Here is a 13,211-nt window from a genome sequence, read left to right as displayed (position 1 = left end):
GTTGTGACGGATGGCATGATAGAGTGAGATTGAAAGCGGTAACAGGGAATTGCGCTCCGCATGGATTGGTACATTACACATAAAAATTGAACGGGGGAATAGCTGTGGAGACGAAAGAAAAAGTGGTATTGGCAATTGATCAGGGAACGACGAGTACACGGGCGATGCTGTTCAATCATCATGGTGAGGTAAAAGGGGTGGCCCAGAAAGAGTTTACCCAGTATTACCCGCAGCCGGGATGGGTAGAGCACGATGCGGATGAAATCTGGGAGACAACCCGCCAAGTGGTGGAGGAAGTACTGCGAAAAACCGGGATTTCCTATCAGGCACTTGCTGCTATCGGCATTGCCAACCAGCGGGAAACCACAGTCGTGTGGGACAAACACAGCGGTAAGCCGATCCACCATGCGATTGTGTGGCAAAGCCGCCAGTCGGCGTCTATTTGTGACCAGTTAAAGGAGCAAGGATTGGAAAGTCGCTTCCGGGAAAAAACGGGCCTCGTGATTGATCCTTATTTTTCCGGAACAAAGGTGAAGTGGCTGTTGGATAAAGTAGAAGGGGCCCGCGAAAAGGCGGAAAGGGGCGATCTTCTTTTTGGCACAATCGATACATGGCTGATCTGGAAACTAACCGACGGGCAAGCCCATGTTACCGATTACAGCAATGCATCTCGCACCTTGATGTACAACATCTATCAGTTGGATTGGGACGATGAGCTGTTAGGTGCGCTAAATGTTCCACGAGCGATGTTGCCGGAAGTGGCTCCCTCCAGCCATGTGTACGGACATACTGCGGGGGAGTGGTTCAACGGTGCAGCGATTCCTATCGCCGGAATTGGAGGTGACCAACAGGCGGCCTTATTCGGGCAAGCTTGTTTTGAAGCAGGGATGGCGAAAAATACGTATGGAACCGGTTGTTTTATGTTGATGCATACCGGAGAAAAAGCGGTCCGTTCCCAGCATGGGCTGTTAACCACCATCGCTTGGGGTTTTGACGGACGGGTGGAGTATGCGCTGGAGGGAAGTATTTTTGTGGCGGGCGCAGCGATCCAATGGTTGCGCGACGGGCTTCAGATCCTGGAGAAATCTGCCGACTCAGAACAGTATGCTCGCCGTCTCTCCTCCAATGAAGGGGTTTATCTGGTACCGGCCTTTGTGGGGCTGGGAGCCCCCTATTGGGACTCCAATGCACGGGGGGCCATGTTTGGATTGACGCGGGGTACCGGACGGGAGCATTTCGCTCGTGCGGCATTAGAATCCCTTGCGTACCAGACCAAAGACGTACTGACGGCGATGGAGCAAGATGCCGGTTTACAATTGCAACAATTAAATGTGGACGGTGGTGCCGCCCTAAACGATTTTTTGATGCAATTTCAATCCGATATGCTGGAAGTGACGGTTAAGCGACCGGTTGTCAATGAAACCACCGCCTTAGGCGCGGCTTATTTGGCAGGATTGGCCGTCGGCTATTGGGAGAGTCGGGATACCATCCGGGAGAACTGGACCGTCGATGCCGAGTACCGACCGCAAATGGAAGTGGAAGAGCGGACGCAGCTGTACCAAGGGTGGCAAGATGCTGTCCGACGTACCATGTCGCAGACCGAAGTGAAGATTTGACCACTTCCCATGCATAAACACAGGGGATTGTTGCTCGATGATGAGGGTTTGATGGTGAAATCATCAGGGTAAATCATAATTGGTAAACGCAAAGAGTAAATATGGGACTGGAGATGAAAAGAGAGTCCCTCGCCCAGGCAGTTCTTCAGTCGGTGGGGGATTCTTTTTCCATTTAACCATGGGTGATCGCCGCGATTCTGATGCGGTAGGGTCAATAATTGTGAGCGATGGAATCCGGATCAAAAGCAATCAAGCCAAGGAGTGTAAAGGTAGTCACCTTCATACAAGGTATTCAACGGTTTTCTCCCACTATTTTCTTTCGGTAAATACATTTGATACTCCGTTTAGAAAGGAGGAACGACAGGAGAAAAAAGTGTTGAGCGAAACATCCCACCAAGGGGGATACGAAGCAACTCGATATTTCTCTACGCCAAAGAGTGGGACAGTCTCCTGTCGGCAATTCTTATGAATTTTTCAGCTTTCGATCGTCAAGGGTTATTGGATGAAATGGCATGGGAAACATTGGATTTGCTGGTGATAGGGGGAGGGATCACTGGTGCCGGAATCGCCTGGGACGCGGCCTGTCGTGGTCTTACCGTCGGGTTGGTGGAAAAAGGGGATTTTGGCGAAGGCACCAGCAGTCGCTCCACCAAATTGATTCACGGTGGATTGCGCTATTTAAAGCAACTGGAAATCAATCTGGTAAGAGAAGTGGGACGGGAGCGGGCGTTGCTGTATGAACGGGCCCCTCATCTCGTGATCCCTGCGCCGATGTTGTTACCGCTCTATCAAGGGGGAACTTACGGGAAGTTGGCTTCCTCTGTCGGTTTATGGGTATATGACCGCTTGGCTGGGGTGAAAAAGGAAGAACGGCGCCGTATGCTTTCCCGACAGGAAACGATGGAGCGGGAACCGTTATTGACAGAGAAAGGGCTGCAAGGCGCTGGTCTCTATGTGGAGTATCGAACCGATGATGCGCGTCTCACCCTGGAAGTGATGAAAACCGCTTTCACCTATGGTGCCAAAGCAGTGAACTACGCGGAAGCCGTCTCTTTTCTTTATGAGGACGGTCGGGTGGTCGGTGCAAAAGTACGGGATCGAGTCAGTGGGGAAACCCGTGATATCTTAGCACGGGAAGTGGTGAATGCTACCGGACCTTGGGCGGATGAGTTGCGGAAAAAAGACGGTTCGCTGCAAGGGAAACGTCTCCATCTGACAAAAGGTGTCCATTTAGTGGTTCCGTATGAGCGCTTTCCATTACGCCAACCGGTTTATTTCGATATACCGGACGGTCGCATGGTGTTTGCCATTCCCCGTGGACGGGTTACTTATGTAGGGACGACGGATACGGATTATGATGGATCGATTGATGAACCGACAATGACGGTGAACGATCGGGACTATCTGTTACAGGGAGTCAATGATGTATTCCCCACAGTGGACTTAAAAGTGGAAGATGTGGAATCCGGCTGGGCTGGGCTGCGACCGCTTATCCATGAAGAGGGAAAAAGCCCTTCCGAACTATCGCGTAAGGATGAGATATTTCAGTCTCCATCCGGCTTAATTACCATCGCCGGGGGGAAACTGACCGGCTTTCGTAAGATGGCGGAACGGGTGGTGGACTTAGTGAGTGAGCGCTTACGGGATGCCGATGGGGATATGATTAGACCCTGCCGCACGGATCAGGTAGAGCTGATTAGTGGCGGGAGCTTGGGTGGTGAAGGCTTTCTTCACTTTCGCGATGAGTGGAAAAGGCGTTTAACTGAGGTTGGTATGGAGGCGCAATCAGCAGAAGCGTTGATCCATCGTTACGGCCTCCAGATCGAAAACGTATGGGAACGGGCGAATCGCCAGATGAACAGGTTGATTCAGGCTGAGGTCGATTTTGCGATTGAAGAAGAAATGGCAGTATATCCAAGCGATGTGTTGATTCGACGTTCAGGGAGTCTCTACTTTGATCGCAACCACTTTCAAACGATTGCTCCCGATGTAGTAAAACAAATGTCTGAACGGTTGGGATGGGATGAGGAGCAGAAACAACAGGAGTTGAAAGAATTAGCAAACGAACAAACCCTTACCCACCCGTCAATATAAAAGGCACCCGCCGTTAAAGCGGGTGCTTTCCTTATCTTATTCCTTTGGCAGATCTACCTGGCCGGATTCCGGATTATAGGTGCCGATTTTAACTCCGGACAAGCCCCAATCCCGCAGCGCTTCACGCATGTAAAGGAGGGGATTGTCTCTGTTTCCGCAGTGGAATGGGATGATAATCCAGGCGGTTCCCTTTTGGCTGAATAACGATAAGGGATGGCCCACTTTTGAACTTCGGTAGGTGGAACAGGTTTCCACTTGTACAAATATTACTTTGGATTCGCGAAAAGCCATCAGATCCGGCTTATACCCTTCGATCGCCACCCGAGGTGAGCCGTCGGGCCAATCAATGTGATGGGCTTGAACTTGATATCCTTTTCTGACCAGCGCGTTGGCCACTAGCTGAACCGCGTGATGATGTTGATTAGGAGTAGAAATGGACTGATCGGAATAGGTTTGTTCAGTCAAAATGAGTGCGCCTCCTACCATAATAAATTTCAAGCTTTTTTATGATGATTGTACAGGAGTTGCCCACTTTTTATCTACTTGTTTGAAGATTTTAGTTCAATTTTTATATATAGATTCCTATTTTTCACCGTAAAATGGAAGATATCAATGAAAAAACCAAGCGATATTGCGTGTTGTACTGGGTAAAAAGTAGACACTTTTTTATTGAAAAAGCCGGTTCCGGTTTATCTACTATGTAAATTAGTTTAGAATGGGAACATGATGAAACCAACCATTCAAAGTATGACAGGATATGGTCAAGGCGACTGCGAAGTGACAGGAGTGCAGTTCCATACGGAGATTCGTTCGGTCAACCACCGTTTTTTGGAGATGACGATCCGTATGCCGGCCGGTTGGGGAGTGATGGAAGAGGAAGTGAAATCGGTTCTCCGTCGTCATCTGAAGCGGGGCAAGGTGAATGTTGTGCTGACGGTGGAAGGCGAACCGGCTTCACGACGAGAGTTGGATGTGGATTGGGAGTTGGCGGATCATTTGATGCAGGCAGCGCGATTGCTGCAGGAGCGCTACGGCTTTACACATTCCATCACCTTGGCAGATCTGTTGCATCATCCCCATGTATTGCAGATGGCGGAAGCGCGTGTGCAGCCAGAAGAGTTCCGTCAGCCGCTGTTGGAAATGGTGGAATCAGCAGTGCAATCCTTACTTACGATGCGTAAAAAAGAAGGAGAATCCCTAGCGGACGACCTGCTTATCCGCCTCGAGAACCTGGAACAACTGACGCAGGCGATGAAAGAACGCGTTCCCTATGTGGTGACACACTACCGAGAACGATTGCAAGAACGGCTATCGGAGTTTCTCGATACCGCTGTTTTGGATCAGGATCGGATTTTGGCAGAAGCGGCCGTCTTTGCCGAGCGGGCGGATATCGCCGAAGAATTGACACGCCTAAACAGTCACCTCAGCCAATTCCGGGAATCGATCCATCGACGAGATGCAGTGGGGCGCCGGTTGGATTTTCTGATACAGGAGATGAATCGGGAAGTAAACACAATCGGATCAAAAGCGCACGATGCCCAAATCGGAAGTCTCGTGGTGGAATGCAAGAGTGAACTGGAAAAAATGAGGGAACAAGTGCAAAACATCGAGTAGACAGGTTATAATAGGATAAATAGGTTATGATTTGACCAGTTGAAGCGAGGAGGTACTCCGTTGAGTATCAAGTTGATCAATATCGGCTTTGGCAACATCGTATCCGCCAACCGAATCATCTCCATCGTCAGCCCGGATTCGGCACCGATCAAACGGATTATCACCGAAGCCAGAGATCGGGGAGTTTTAATCGACGCCACTTATGGACGTCGGACCCGTGCTGTGATCATTACTGACAGTGATCATGTGATTTTGTCCGCCGTGCAGCCGGAGACCGTTGCTCAGCGCTTGGCCAACAAAGATTCTTCGGAAGAGATGGTGGATTAAACAGAAAGGGAGCTATATGGAGAAAGAGTTGAAGAGTAAAGGATTATTAATTGTACTTTCCGGCCCTTCCGGAGCAGGTAAGGGAACCGTTTGTGCCTCTCTCAGAAAGTGTTTGCCTGAACTGGTGTATTCCGTTTCAGCTACCACTCGTCAGCCTCGTGAAGGGGAGAGGGATGGTGTCAACTACTTCTTTCAAACAAAAGAAGAGTTTGAAAGAATGATTCATCAGGGAGAACTGTTGGAATGGGCTCGGTTTGTTGATAATTATTATGGTACTCCACGGGGTTTTGTAGAAGAACAGTTGCATAACGGCAAAGACGTTCTCCTGGAGATTGAGGTCCAAGGGGCGAAACAAGTAAAGGAGCGTTTTCCGCAAGGGGTGTTTATCTTTCTTCTGCCTCCTTCGATGAAGGAGCTGCGGAACCGTTTAAAAGAACGTGGAACTGAGACGGATGAGGTATTGTGGGAACGGCTGCAAGCCGCGCGCGAGGAGTTGGCGCAGATCCATAACTACGATTATGTCGTGGTCAATGATCAGGTGGATGCTGCCTGTGATCGCATCCGTTCCATTCTGATGGCGGAACATCTAAAGCGGGAACGATTATTTCAAGATCAACCTGACTGGCTGGAGGGATTATAATGTTGTACCCATCCATTGATAAGCTGATGTCCAAAGCGGACAGCAAATACACGTTGGTGATCGTGGCGGCAAAACGAGCCCGCAATCTGTTGGACGGCGCGACGACGAATCTAGAAGCGAAGTCCAATAAAAATGTCGGGATTGCGCTAGAGGAGATTATGTCTGGCGAACTGGTACCGCCACCGGTGGAAGCACCGAAAAGGTAACGAGGCGGCAACTGATCTTTCCGTTTGCACGGATTGATTACAAGATTAAACCGACATTTCCAAGTAGCACCGGGATACCGCCTATAATAGCGGGCCGGTTCGTCAACAGCCTGGACAATCGGACCCAGGTTGTTATTTTTTATCGAAATCCGGCGAAATTCTAGTTTTCACCTTATCGGAGGGAGGGGACACCATGGAGGGAAAACGCATCGTTGTCGGTGTGAGCGGTGGAATTGCCGTCTTTAAGGTGGCGGGACTGGTAAGTCAATTAACCCAGCGTGGCGCCGATGTACGGGTGATTATGACCCGCTCCGCCACCCAATTCGTCACACCGTTGACATTTCAAACATTGTCCCGCCATTCCGTCGTGATTGATACATTTGCGGAAAAAGATCCCGCTGTCGTTTCTCATATCGATCTGGCGGATCATGCCGATTTATTTATATTAGCACCGGCTACGGCCAATCTGTTGGGCAAACTGGCTCACGGTATCGGGGATGATATGCTGACCACCACTCTGTTGGCCACACAAGCCCCGATTTTGATTGCACCGGCGATGAATGTCCATATGTATGAAAATCCGCTTGTACAAGAAAATATGGCAAAGTTGTCCCGGATGGGTTTCCGTTTCATTGAACCGGCTTCCGGTTCCTTGGCGTGCGGCTACGAGGGGCGGGGGCGGATGGAGGAACCGGAGCGAATCCTGGAAGTGGTGGAAGAGATCTTGTCGCCTGCGCCTGTGCTGGCGGGAACGCGGGTATTGGTAACCGCTGGTCCGACCCGTGAGCCGCTGGATCCGGTTCGCTATCTATCCAACCGTTCCTCCGGCAAGATGGGATATGCCATCGCGGAAGCGGCTGCCCAGGCGGGAGCGGATACGGTGTTGGTAAGCGGTCCCACTTCGCTACCCTGTCCAACCGGTGTCCGCCGCATCAATGTGATGACTGCTGCAGAGATGTATCAAACCGTGATGCAGCTGAAGGAGGAGACGGATATTCTCATCAAGGCTGCTGCGGTGGCCGATTATCAGCCGACACAGGTAGCTCAGTCAAAGCTGAAGAAGAGCGGCGACACCATGACGATTACGCTGGAGCGGACTCCGGATATCGCCCAGGAAGTCGGAAGCAACAAAGGTTCTCTCTTTTTGGTGGGCTTTGCCGCTGAAACGGATGATTTAGAAGAACATGCGCGGTTGAAATTGAAGAAAAAAAATTTAGACCTGGTAGTGGGCAATAATGTGACGGAGCCCGGGGCGGGCTTTGACGGAGATACCAACATTGTAACCGTATGGGATGCCGCTGGAGAGGTGCTACGCTTGCCGCGCCTGTCAAAAGCGGAAGTGGCACAACGCTTAGTGACCTTGATCGGGGAGCGGTTCCATGGCCGCAACTGATACGGATAAACGGATTGCCGCTGTCTATGTGGAAGTGGCGGTGGAAGGGGTCGACCGCCCTTTTGATTATGAAATACCGGAAAAGTTGCGACCTGTTATTCAAGTGGGCAGCCGGGTGCGGGTTCCCTTTGGCCCCCGTAAGCTGCTTGGATATGTTGTCGGTTTTCCCGCTTCCGCTTCCACCCCCCGTTTAAAATCGATCCTGGATGTCATGGATATAAAGCCGGCCCTAACACCAGAGTTAGTGCGGCTAGCCGAGTGGGTGGCGACAACCTATCTATGTCCAGTGGTAACCGCGCTACAGGCGATGCTGCCGGCAGTCCTCAAGGGAAAGTATCGCCGGGTTTTCCGCTTAGCGGATCCCGAAGCGGGTCCGCTGCTGCCGCAGGAAGAGCGAAATCTGCTGGAACAGTTGAAGCAAAAACGGGAATGGTCGCAAGAGGCATTGTTAAATCTGCCGGGGGTAACCCTTCCGCTGTTGCGTCAGTGGGTAGAGGAGGGGGTGCTGATCGCCGAGGAACGGGTGGGGGATCGTTCCACCCGCAAAACGCGGATCTGGATCAGTCCCGCCGTCTCCCGCGAGGAATTGGTAAAAGGATTGGAATCCGTCCCCGCTCGGGCGGAACGGCAGCGGGAGTTGCTTCAACATTTTATCCAACATCCACAGGAGCAGGTGCAGCCAGAGTTGTTGGCGCAATTTGGCGTCGGCCGCTCCTCCTTGGATCGGTTAGTGGAAAAAGGGTGGCTAAAACGAGAGGAACGCGAAGAATATCGAGATCCTTTCGGTGGGCGTTCTTTTACCCAAACGCAACCGTTGGCGTTGACGGCTGAACAACAGCAAGCCTTTGCTGCGATTACGGAACCGTTGGAGAAATATCGTTGGCAACCGGTGTTGCTCCATGGTGTGACCGGGAGCGGAAAAACGGAGGTATATCTACAAGCGATTGAACGGGCACTGGCCAATGGTCGCGAGGCGATTGTGCTGGTGCCGGAAATTTCGTTAACACCGCAGATGGTGCGTCGCTTTAAAGGACGTTTTGGTGAGCGAGTGGCAGTTTTACATAGTGGTCTCTCCGACGGTGAACGGTATGATGAATGGCGTAAAATCAGGCAGGGGGAGGCACAGGTGGCGGTAGGAGCTCGCTCGGCCATTTTTGCTCCCTTCTCCAATCTGGGTTTAATCATCATTGACGAGGAGCATGAAAGCTCGTATAAACAGGATGAGCAACCCCGTTATCATGCGCGGGATGTGGCGATGCGGCGGGCGGAGGAACATGGGGCGGTCTTGGTGATGGGATCGGCTACACCGTCGGTAGAAAGCTACTTCAAGGCGCGTACCGGTGCGTTTGCGTGGGTGACGATGACGCAGCGGGTGCAGGGACAACCGCTGCCGCCGGTAGATGTGGTGGATATGCGCGAAGAACTGAAAGAGGGAAATCGTTCCATCTTTAGTCGCACGTTACGCCAGGAGCTGGAAGGGTGCTTACAGCGGGAAGAGCAGGCGGTGTTGCTGCTCAATCGACGGGGCTTTTCCACATTTGTGTTGTGCCGGGATTGTGGGGAGGCGGTGCAATGTCCCCATTGCGACATCTCTCTTACTTTTCATCGTACCAATCAAACCTTGCGTTGCCATTATTGCGGATATGCGGAACCGATGCCCCAAACCTGCCCTTCCTGCAACAGTGCCCATATCCGTTATTTCGGGGTGGGGACCCAACGGGTGGAAGAGGAACTGGCACGCTTGATGCCGGGGTTGCGCGTCATCCGTATGGATGTGGATACTACCGGCCGCAAAGGAGCCCATGAACGGTTGCTTACCGCATTTGGAGAGGGAAAAGCCGATGTGCTGCTGGGGACGCAGATGATCGCCAAGGGATTGGATTTTCCGCGAGTAAGTCTGGTGGGAGTGATCGCAGCGGATACAATGTTGCATGTACCGGATTACCGGGCAGGGGAGCGCACCTTTCAGCTGCTCACTCAGGTGTCCGGTCGTGCCGGTCGTCATGAAATTGCGGGAAGGGTCGTCGTCCAGACCTATACGCCGGAACATGAGAGCATCCGTTTGGCGGCCTCTCATGAGGTGGAAGAGTTTTACCGCCAAGAATGCCGCATGCGTAAAATACATCGTTATCCTCCATTTTCCCATGTGGTTACTTGTTTGTTTAGCCATCCGGATCGCACCCGTGCCACCCAGGCGGGAGTGCGGGCGGCACAGGCCTTACGGCCGTTATTGCCGCAGGGGACGGAATTGCTGGGGCCTGTTCCCGCTCCGATTCCACGCATCCAAGATCGCTATCGCATCCAGATCATGATTAAGACCGAAACACATATGAATGAATCAACCCGATGGTTGGAAGCGCTCCGTCAGTTACGGGAACAAAAAGGAGACCCCGATCTTAGGATCATCATCGACCGGGACGGATTGGTGCCCACAGCGGAGAGCATTGAGCAGCCGAATTGATGAAGGGGAGAGAGTAGCTATGGCGATACGTAAAATTGTGTTGGTGCCGGATCCCATTTTAAAGGAAAAGGCAAAGCCGGTAACGAAATTTAATGCCCGTCTGCACAAATTGCTGGATGATATGGCAGACACGATGTACGATGCCCCAGGCGTGGGCTTAGCGGCGCCGCAAGTAGGGATATCCAAGCGAGTGATTGTGTTGGATGGGGGTGAGGGGTTAATTGAAGTAATCAATCCGGTATTAGAAGAGCGGGAAGGGGAACAATTGGGACCGGAAGGGTGTTTAAGTATTCCCGGTTTACAGGGGGATGTACGCCGAGCCGAACGGTTGCGCGTCAAGGGGCAGGATCGAAACGGCGATCCGATTGAGATGGAGGCGGAAGGGTATTTGGCCCGCATCTTTCAACATGAGGTGGATCATTTAAACGGGGTGTTGTTTACTGAGGTGGCTGACCGCGTCTATCAACCGGCGCAGGAGGAAGAGGAGGAAATCGAATGAAACCACAGACGAGAATCGTCTTTATGGGCACCCCGGATTTCGCGGTGCCTTCTCTGCGCGCATTGGTGCAGGCGGGGTATGCTGTCGTCGGTGTGGTGACACAACCGGATCGTCCCCGTGGACGAAAGCGCCTCTTAACACCGCCACCGGTAAAAGTAGCGGCACAGGAGCTGGGTATACCGGTGTTACAGCCGGAGCGGGTGCGGGATACCCACGCCTTGGACGAGCTGTTGGCATGGGAGCCGGATTTGATCGTTACCGCCGCCTATGGCCAGATTTTGCCGGAGCGATTGCTCCAGGCTCCACAACACCAGTGCATCAATGTACATGCATCGCTGTTGCCGCGCTATCGTGGCGGGGCTCCCATTCACCATGCGCTCATCAAAGGGGAGAAAGAGACCGGTGTTACCATTATGTATATGGTAAAAGAACTGGATGCCGGGGATATGTTGGCAAAAGAGGTGCTTCCCATCTTACCTGAGGATGATGTGGCTTCACTTCATGATAAACTTGCCCGCTTGGGAGCCGCTTTACTGCTGCGTACGCTGCCTCCGCTGTTACAGGGAGAAATCTCTCCAATACCGCAAGATCCCGCTGAAGCCAATTTTGCGCCGAATATCCGGCGCGAGGATGAGCGGATTGATTGGAATCGTTCGGCGGTAGACTTATCCAATCAGGTGCGGGGATTGCGGCCATGGCCGGTCGCTTTTACCACTTGGAAAGGAAAGCCCCTTAAAATTTGGCGAGCCCATGCGGAAGAGCGAGCGCATCGAGAGGCTCCCGGTACCGTTTTATCCATTGATGAATCAGGTGTGGTCGTTGCTGCCAGCCCAGGGGTTCTGGTCATAACGGAATTGCAACCAGCGGGAAAAAAACCGATGTCTGTGGAGCCGTTTGCACGCGGGCGCAACATGGAGATCGGCGAACGATTGGGGGATGGGTAATGGCCGATGCACATTCAGCCCGGGAAGTAGCCTTGGATATCCTGATAGCCGTAGAGGAGCACGGGGCGTTTAGCAATCTGGCACTCAATGAACAACTCAATCGAAGCGGCTTGGATACGAGGGATCGAGGGTTAGTGACCGAGCTCGTTTATGGGACGATCCAACGACAAAACACCCTGGACTGGATCTTGGGTCGATTGGTGAAAAAAGGCCCCGCCTCTCTGGAGCAGTGGGCTCATCAATTGTTGCGCCTCGGTCTGTATCAGTTACGCTATCTGGATCGCGTTCCGTCGCGGGCTGCTGTTCATGAAACGGTACGTATTGCCAAGTTGCGAGGGCATCGCGGAATCTCCGGATTAGTCAACGGAGTGCTACGCTCTTATCTGCGCCGAGAGAAGGAATTTACTTTGAAGGCGGATGGATCGGTACGCGCGCTGTCGTTGATTCACTCCTTTCCGGAGTGGATGGTAAAACAGCTGATCCACAGTTATGGCAGTGATACAGCCACCCATATCCTGGAGTCGCTAAACCGTCGTCCCTCACTCTCACTAAGAGTCAATCCCCTCCGCGCCGATCGCGAACAAGTGGCGGCGGCGTTGACAGAATCGTTTCCCGAGGCAGGGGTGGCGCTCTCACCAGTTTCTTCCCAGGGGTTAACGGTGCGCGGTAGCGGCAATCCCGCTGCCCATCCGGGCTTTGCTCAGGGCTGGTTTACGATTCAGGATGAAAGTTCGATGCTGGTGGCGGAAGTGGTTAATCCAGAGCCGGGTCGACGGGTGCTGGATGGATGCGCTGCTCCTGGAGGGAAGTCGACTCATCTGGCGGAACGGATGGGGAACGAAGGCTTTCTGCTGGCTTCTGATATCCATTCCCACAAGGTTCGTTTAATCGAGGAAAGCGCCCGCCGTCTCGGTCTTTCCATTATTGAAGCGCAGCAAGCGGACTTACGTCAATACCCGCAGGAAGCGGAGGAAGCATCGTTTGATTATGTATTATTGGATGCTCCTTGTTCCGGGTGGGGGGTGATTCGGCGCAAACCAGAGATTAAATGGACCAAAGAGGCAAAAGCGGTAAAAGAGTTGGTCCGGCTCCAGCGTGAGCTGTTAGCTGCTGCCGCCCGTATGGTAAAGCCCGGTGGTGTGCTGGTGTACAGCACCTGTACGATGGAACCACGTGAAAACGAGGAACAGATGCAATCGTTTTTGGCTGACCATCCCAACTTTGTCGTGGATGAAACGGTGTTAGAGCTTCTTTCTCCAGCAGTACAGGAAAAAGCGCTTCACCGCGGTGGTGGAATCCAAATTCTCCCCCACCACTTTGAATCGGATGGTTTTTTCATTATGCGAATGCGAAAAGAGAGAGAATAAAAAAGAATCGAAGGGTTAAGGCGTTAACGAAGCGTAATTGGAGGTCAACC

At 52.3% G+C, this 13,211-nt stretch carries 12 protein-coding genes; 11 read left to right on the top strand and 1 reads right to left on the bottom strand.

Features of this window, described 5'->3' with window-relative positions; translation table 11 throughout:
• The first annotated feature begins 164 nt into the window (after window positions 1-164).
• Window positions 165-1,616: a glycerol kinase GlpK gene (glpK, locus tag C8J48_RS08505; protein ID WP_245891197.1), complete on the top strand. Its 1,452-nt coding sequence runs from the start codon at window positions 165-167 to the stop codon at window positions 1,614-1,616.
• A gap of 465 nt (window positions 1,617-2,081) precedes the next feature.
• Window positions 2,082-3,710, top strand: coding sequence for a glycerol-3-phosphate dehydrogenase/oxidase (locus C8J48_RS08500; protein WP_107725886.1), 1,629 nt, complete (start codon window positions 2,082-2,084; stop codon window positions 3,708-3,710).
• 36 nt (window positions 3,711-3,746) lie between these two features.
• Here the strand turns inward: C8J48_RS08500 and C8J48_RS08495 are convergent, their stop codons facing one another.
• Window positions 3,747-4,175: a hypothetical protein gene (locus C8J48_RS08495; RefSeq protein ID WP_107725884.1), complete on the bottom strand. Its 429-nt coding sequence runs from the start codon at window positions 4,173-4,175 to the stop codon at window positions 3,747-3,749.
• 261 nt (window positions 4,176-4,436) lie between these two features.
• Here C8J48_RS08495 and C8J48_RS08490 point away from each other — a divergent pair, with 261 nt between their 5' ends.
• The 9 genes from C8J48_RS08490 to rsmB all read left to right on the top strand — a co-directional run bounded on the left by C8J48_RS08490 (window position 4,437) and on the right by rsmB (window position 13,161).
• A complete protein-coding gene (locus C8J48_RS08490) occupies window positions 4,437-5,324 on the top strand; it encodes a YicC/YloC family endoribonuclease (RefSeq protein WP_170105299.1) in 888 nt (295 codons plus the stop codon).
• A 60-nt stretch (window positions 5,325-5,384) separates the two neighbouring features.
• Window positions 5,385-5,651: an extracellular matrix/biofilm regulator RemA gene (gene remA, locus C8J48_RS08485; RefSeq protein ID WP_107725881.1), complete on the top strand. Its 267-nt coding sequence runs from the start codon at window positions 5,385-5,387 to the stop codon at window positions 5,649-5,651.
• A gap of 16 nt (window positions 5,652-5,667) precedes the next feature.
• Window positions 5,668-6,291, top strand: coding sequence for a guanylate kinase (gene gmk / locus C8J48_RS08480; RefSeq protein ID WP_107725879.1), 624 nt, complete (start codon window positions 5,668-5,670; stop codon window positions 6,289-6,291).
• Window positions 6,291-6,497 (top strand): DNA-directed RNA polymerase subunit omega, encoded by a 207-nt coding sequence (gene rpoZ / locus C8J48_RS08475; RefSeq protein ID WP_107725877.1) that lies wholly within the window; start codon window positions 6,291-6,293, stop codon window positions 6,495-6,497. The genes gmk and rpoZ overlap by 1 nt, the downstream gene beginning before the upstream one ends.
• Before the next feature lie 193 nt (window positions 6,498-6,690).
• Window positions 6,691-7,890: a bifunctional phosphopantothenoylcysteine decarboxylase/phosphopantothenate--cysteine ligase CoaBC gene (gene coaBC, locus C8J48_RS08470; protein WP_107725874.1), complete on the top strand. Its 1,200-nt coding sequence runs from the start codon at window positions 6,691-6,693 to the stop codon at window positions 7,888-7,890.
• Window positions 7,877-10,351 carry a primosomal protein N' gene (gene priA / locus C8J48_RS08465; protein ID WP_107725871.1) on the top strand — a complete coding sequence of 825 codons (2,475 nt, stop codon included), beginning with the start codon at window positions 7,877-7,879 and terminating at the stop codon, window positions 10,349-10,351. The genes coaBC and priA overlap by 14 nt, the downstream gene beginning before the upstream one ends.
• Window positions 10,352-10,370: 19 nt before the next feature.
• Entirely contained in the window at window positions 10,371-10,850 is a 480-nt protein-coding gene (gene def / locus C8J48_RS08460; protein WP_107725869.1) for a peptide deformylase, read from the top strand.
• Entirely contained in the window at window positions 10,847-11,794 is a 948-nt protein-coding gene (fmt, locus tag C8J48_RS08455) for a methionyl-tRNA formyltransferase (protein ID WP_107725867.1), read from the top strand. Before def ends, fmt begins: the two co-directional genes overlap by 4 nt.
• Window positions 11,794-13,161 (top strand): 16S rRNA (cytosine(967)-C(5))-methyltransferase RsmB, encoded by a 1,368-nt coding sequence (rsmB, locus tag C8J48_RS08450; RefSeq protein WP_107725865.1) that lies wholly within the window; start codon window positions 11,794-11,796, stop codon window positions 13,159-13,161. The genes fmt and rsmB overlap by 1 nt, the downstream gene beginning before the upstream one ends.
• Window positions 13,162-13,211: the final 50 nt, after the last annotated feature.

The sequence above is a fragment of the Desmospora activa DSM 45169 genome (genome assembly GCF_003046315.1).
Taxonomy (GTDB): Bacteria; Bacillota; Bacilli; order Thermoactinomycetales; family DSM-45169; genus Desmospora; species Desmospora activa.
The sequence above is the reverse complement of the archived record's forward strand: the minus strand, read 5'-3'. Positions and strand labels throughout refer to the sequence as shown.

What these genes read in the sequence shown, in the direction of transcription:
- glpK (WP_245891197.1), top strand. Translation starts at nt 165, where the DNA reads ATGCTGTTCAATCATCATGGTGAGGTAAAAGGGGTGGCCCAGAAAGAG.
- C8J48_RS08500 (WP_107725886.1), top strand. Translation starts at nt 2,082, where the DNA reads ATGAATTTTTCAGCTTTCGATCGTCAAGGGTTATTGGATGAAATGGCA.
- C8J48_RS08490 (WP_170105299.1), top strand. Translation starts at nt 4,437, where the DNA reads ATGAAACCAACCATTCAAAGTATGACAGGATATGGTCAAGGCGACTGC.
- gmk (WP_107725879.1), top strand. Translation starts at nt 5,668, where the DNA reads ATGGAGAAAGAGTTGAAGAGTAAAGGATTATTAATTGTACTTTCCGGC.
- rpoZ (WP_107725877.1), top strand. Translation starts at nt 6,291, where the DNA reads ATGTTGTACCCATCCATTGATAAGCTGATGTCCAAAGCGGACAGCAAA.
- coaBC (WP_107725874.1), top strand. Translation starts at nt 6,691, where the DNA reads ATGGAGGGAAAACGCATCGTTGTCGGTGTGAGCGGTGGAATTGCCGTC.
- priA (WP_107725871.1), top strand. Translation starts at nt 7,877, where the DNA reads ATGGCCGCAACTGATACGGATAAACGGATTGCCGCTGTCTATGTGGAA.
- def (WP_107725869.1), top strand. Translation starts at nt 10,371, where the DNA reads ATGGCGATACGTAAAATTGTGTTGGTGCCGGATCCCATTTTAAAGGAA.
- fmt (WP_107725867.1), top strand. Translation starts at nt 10,847, where the DNA reads ATGAAACCACAGACGAGAATCGTCTTTATGGGCACCCCGGATTTCGCG.
- rsmB (WP_107725865.1), top strand. Translation starts at nt 11,794, where the DNA reads ATGGCCGATGCACATTCAGCCCGGGAAGTAGCCTTGGATATCCTGATA.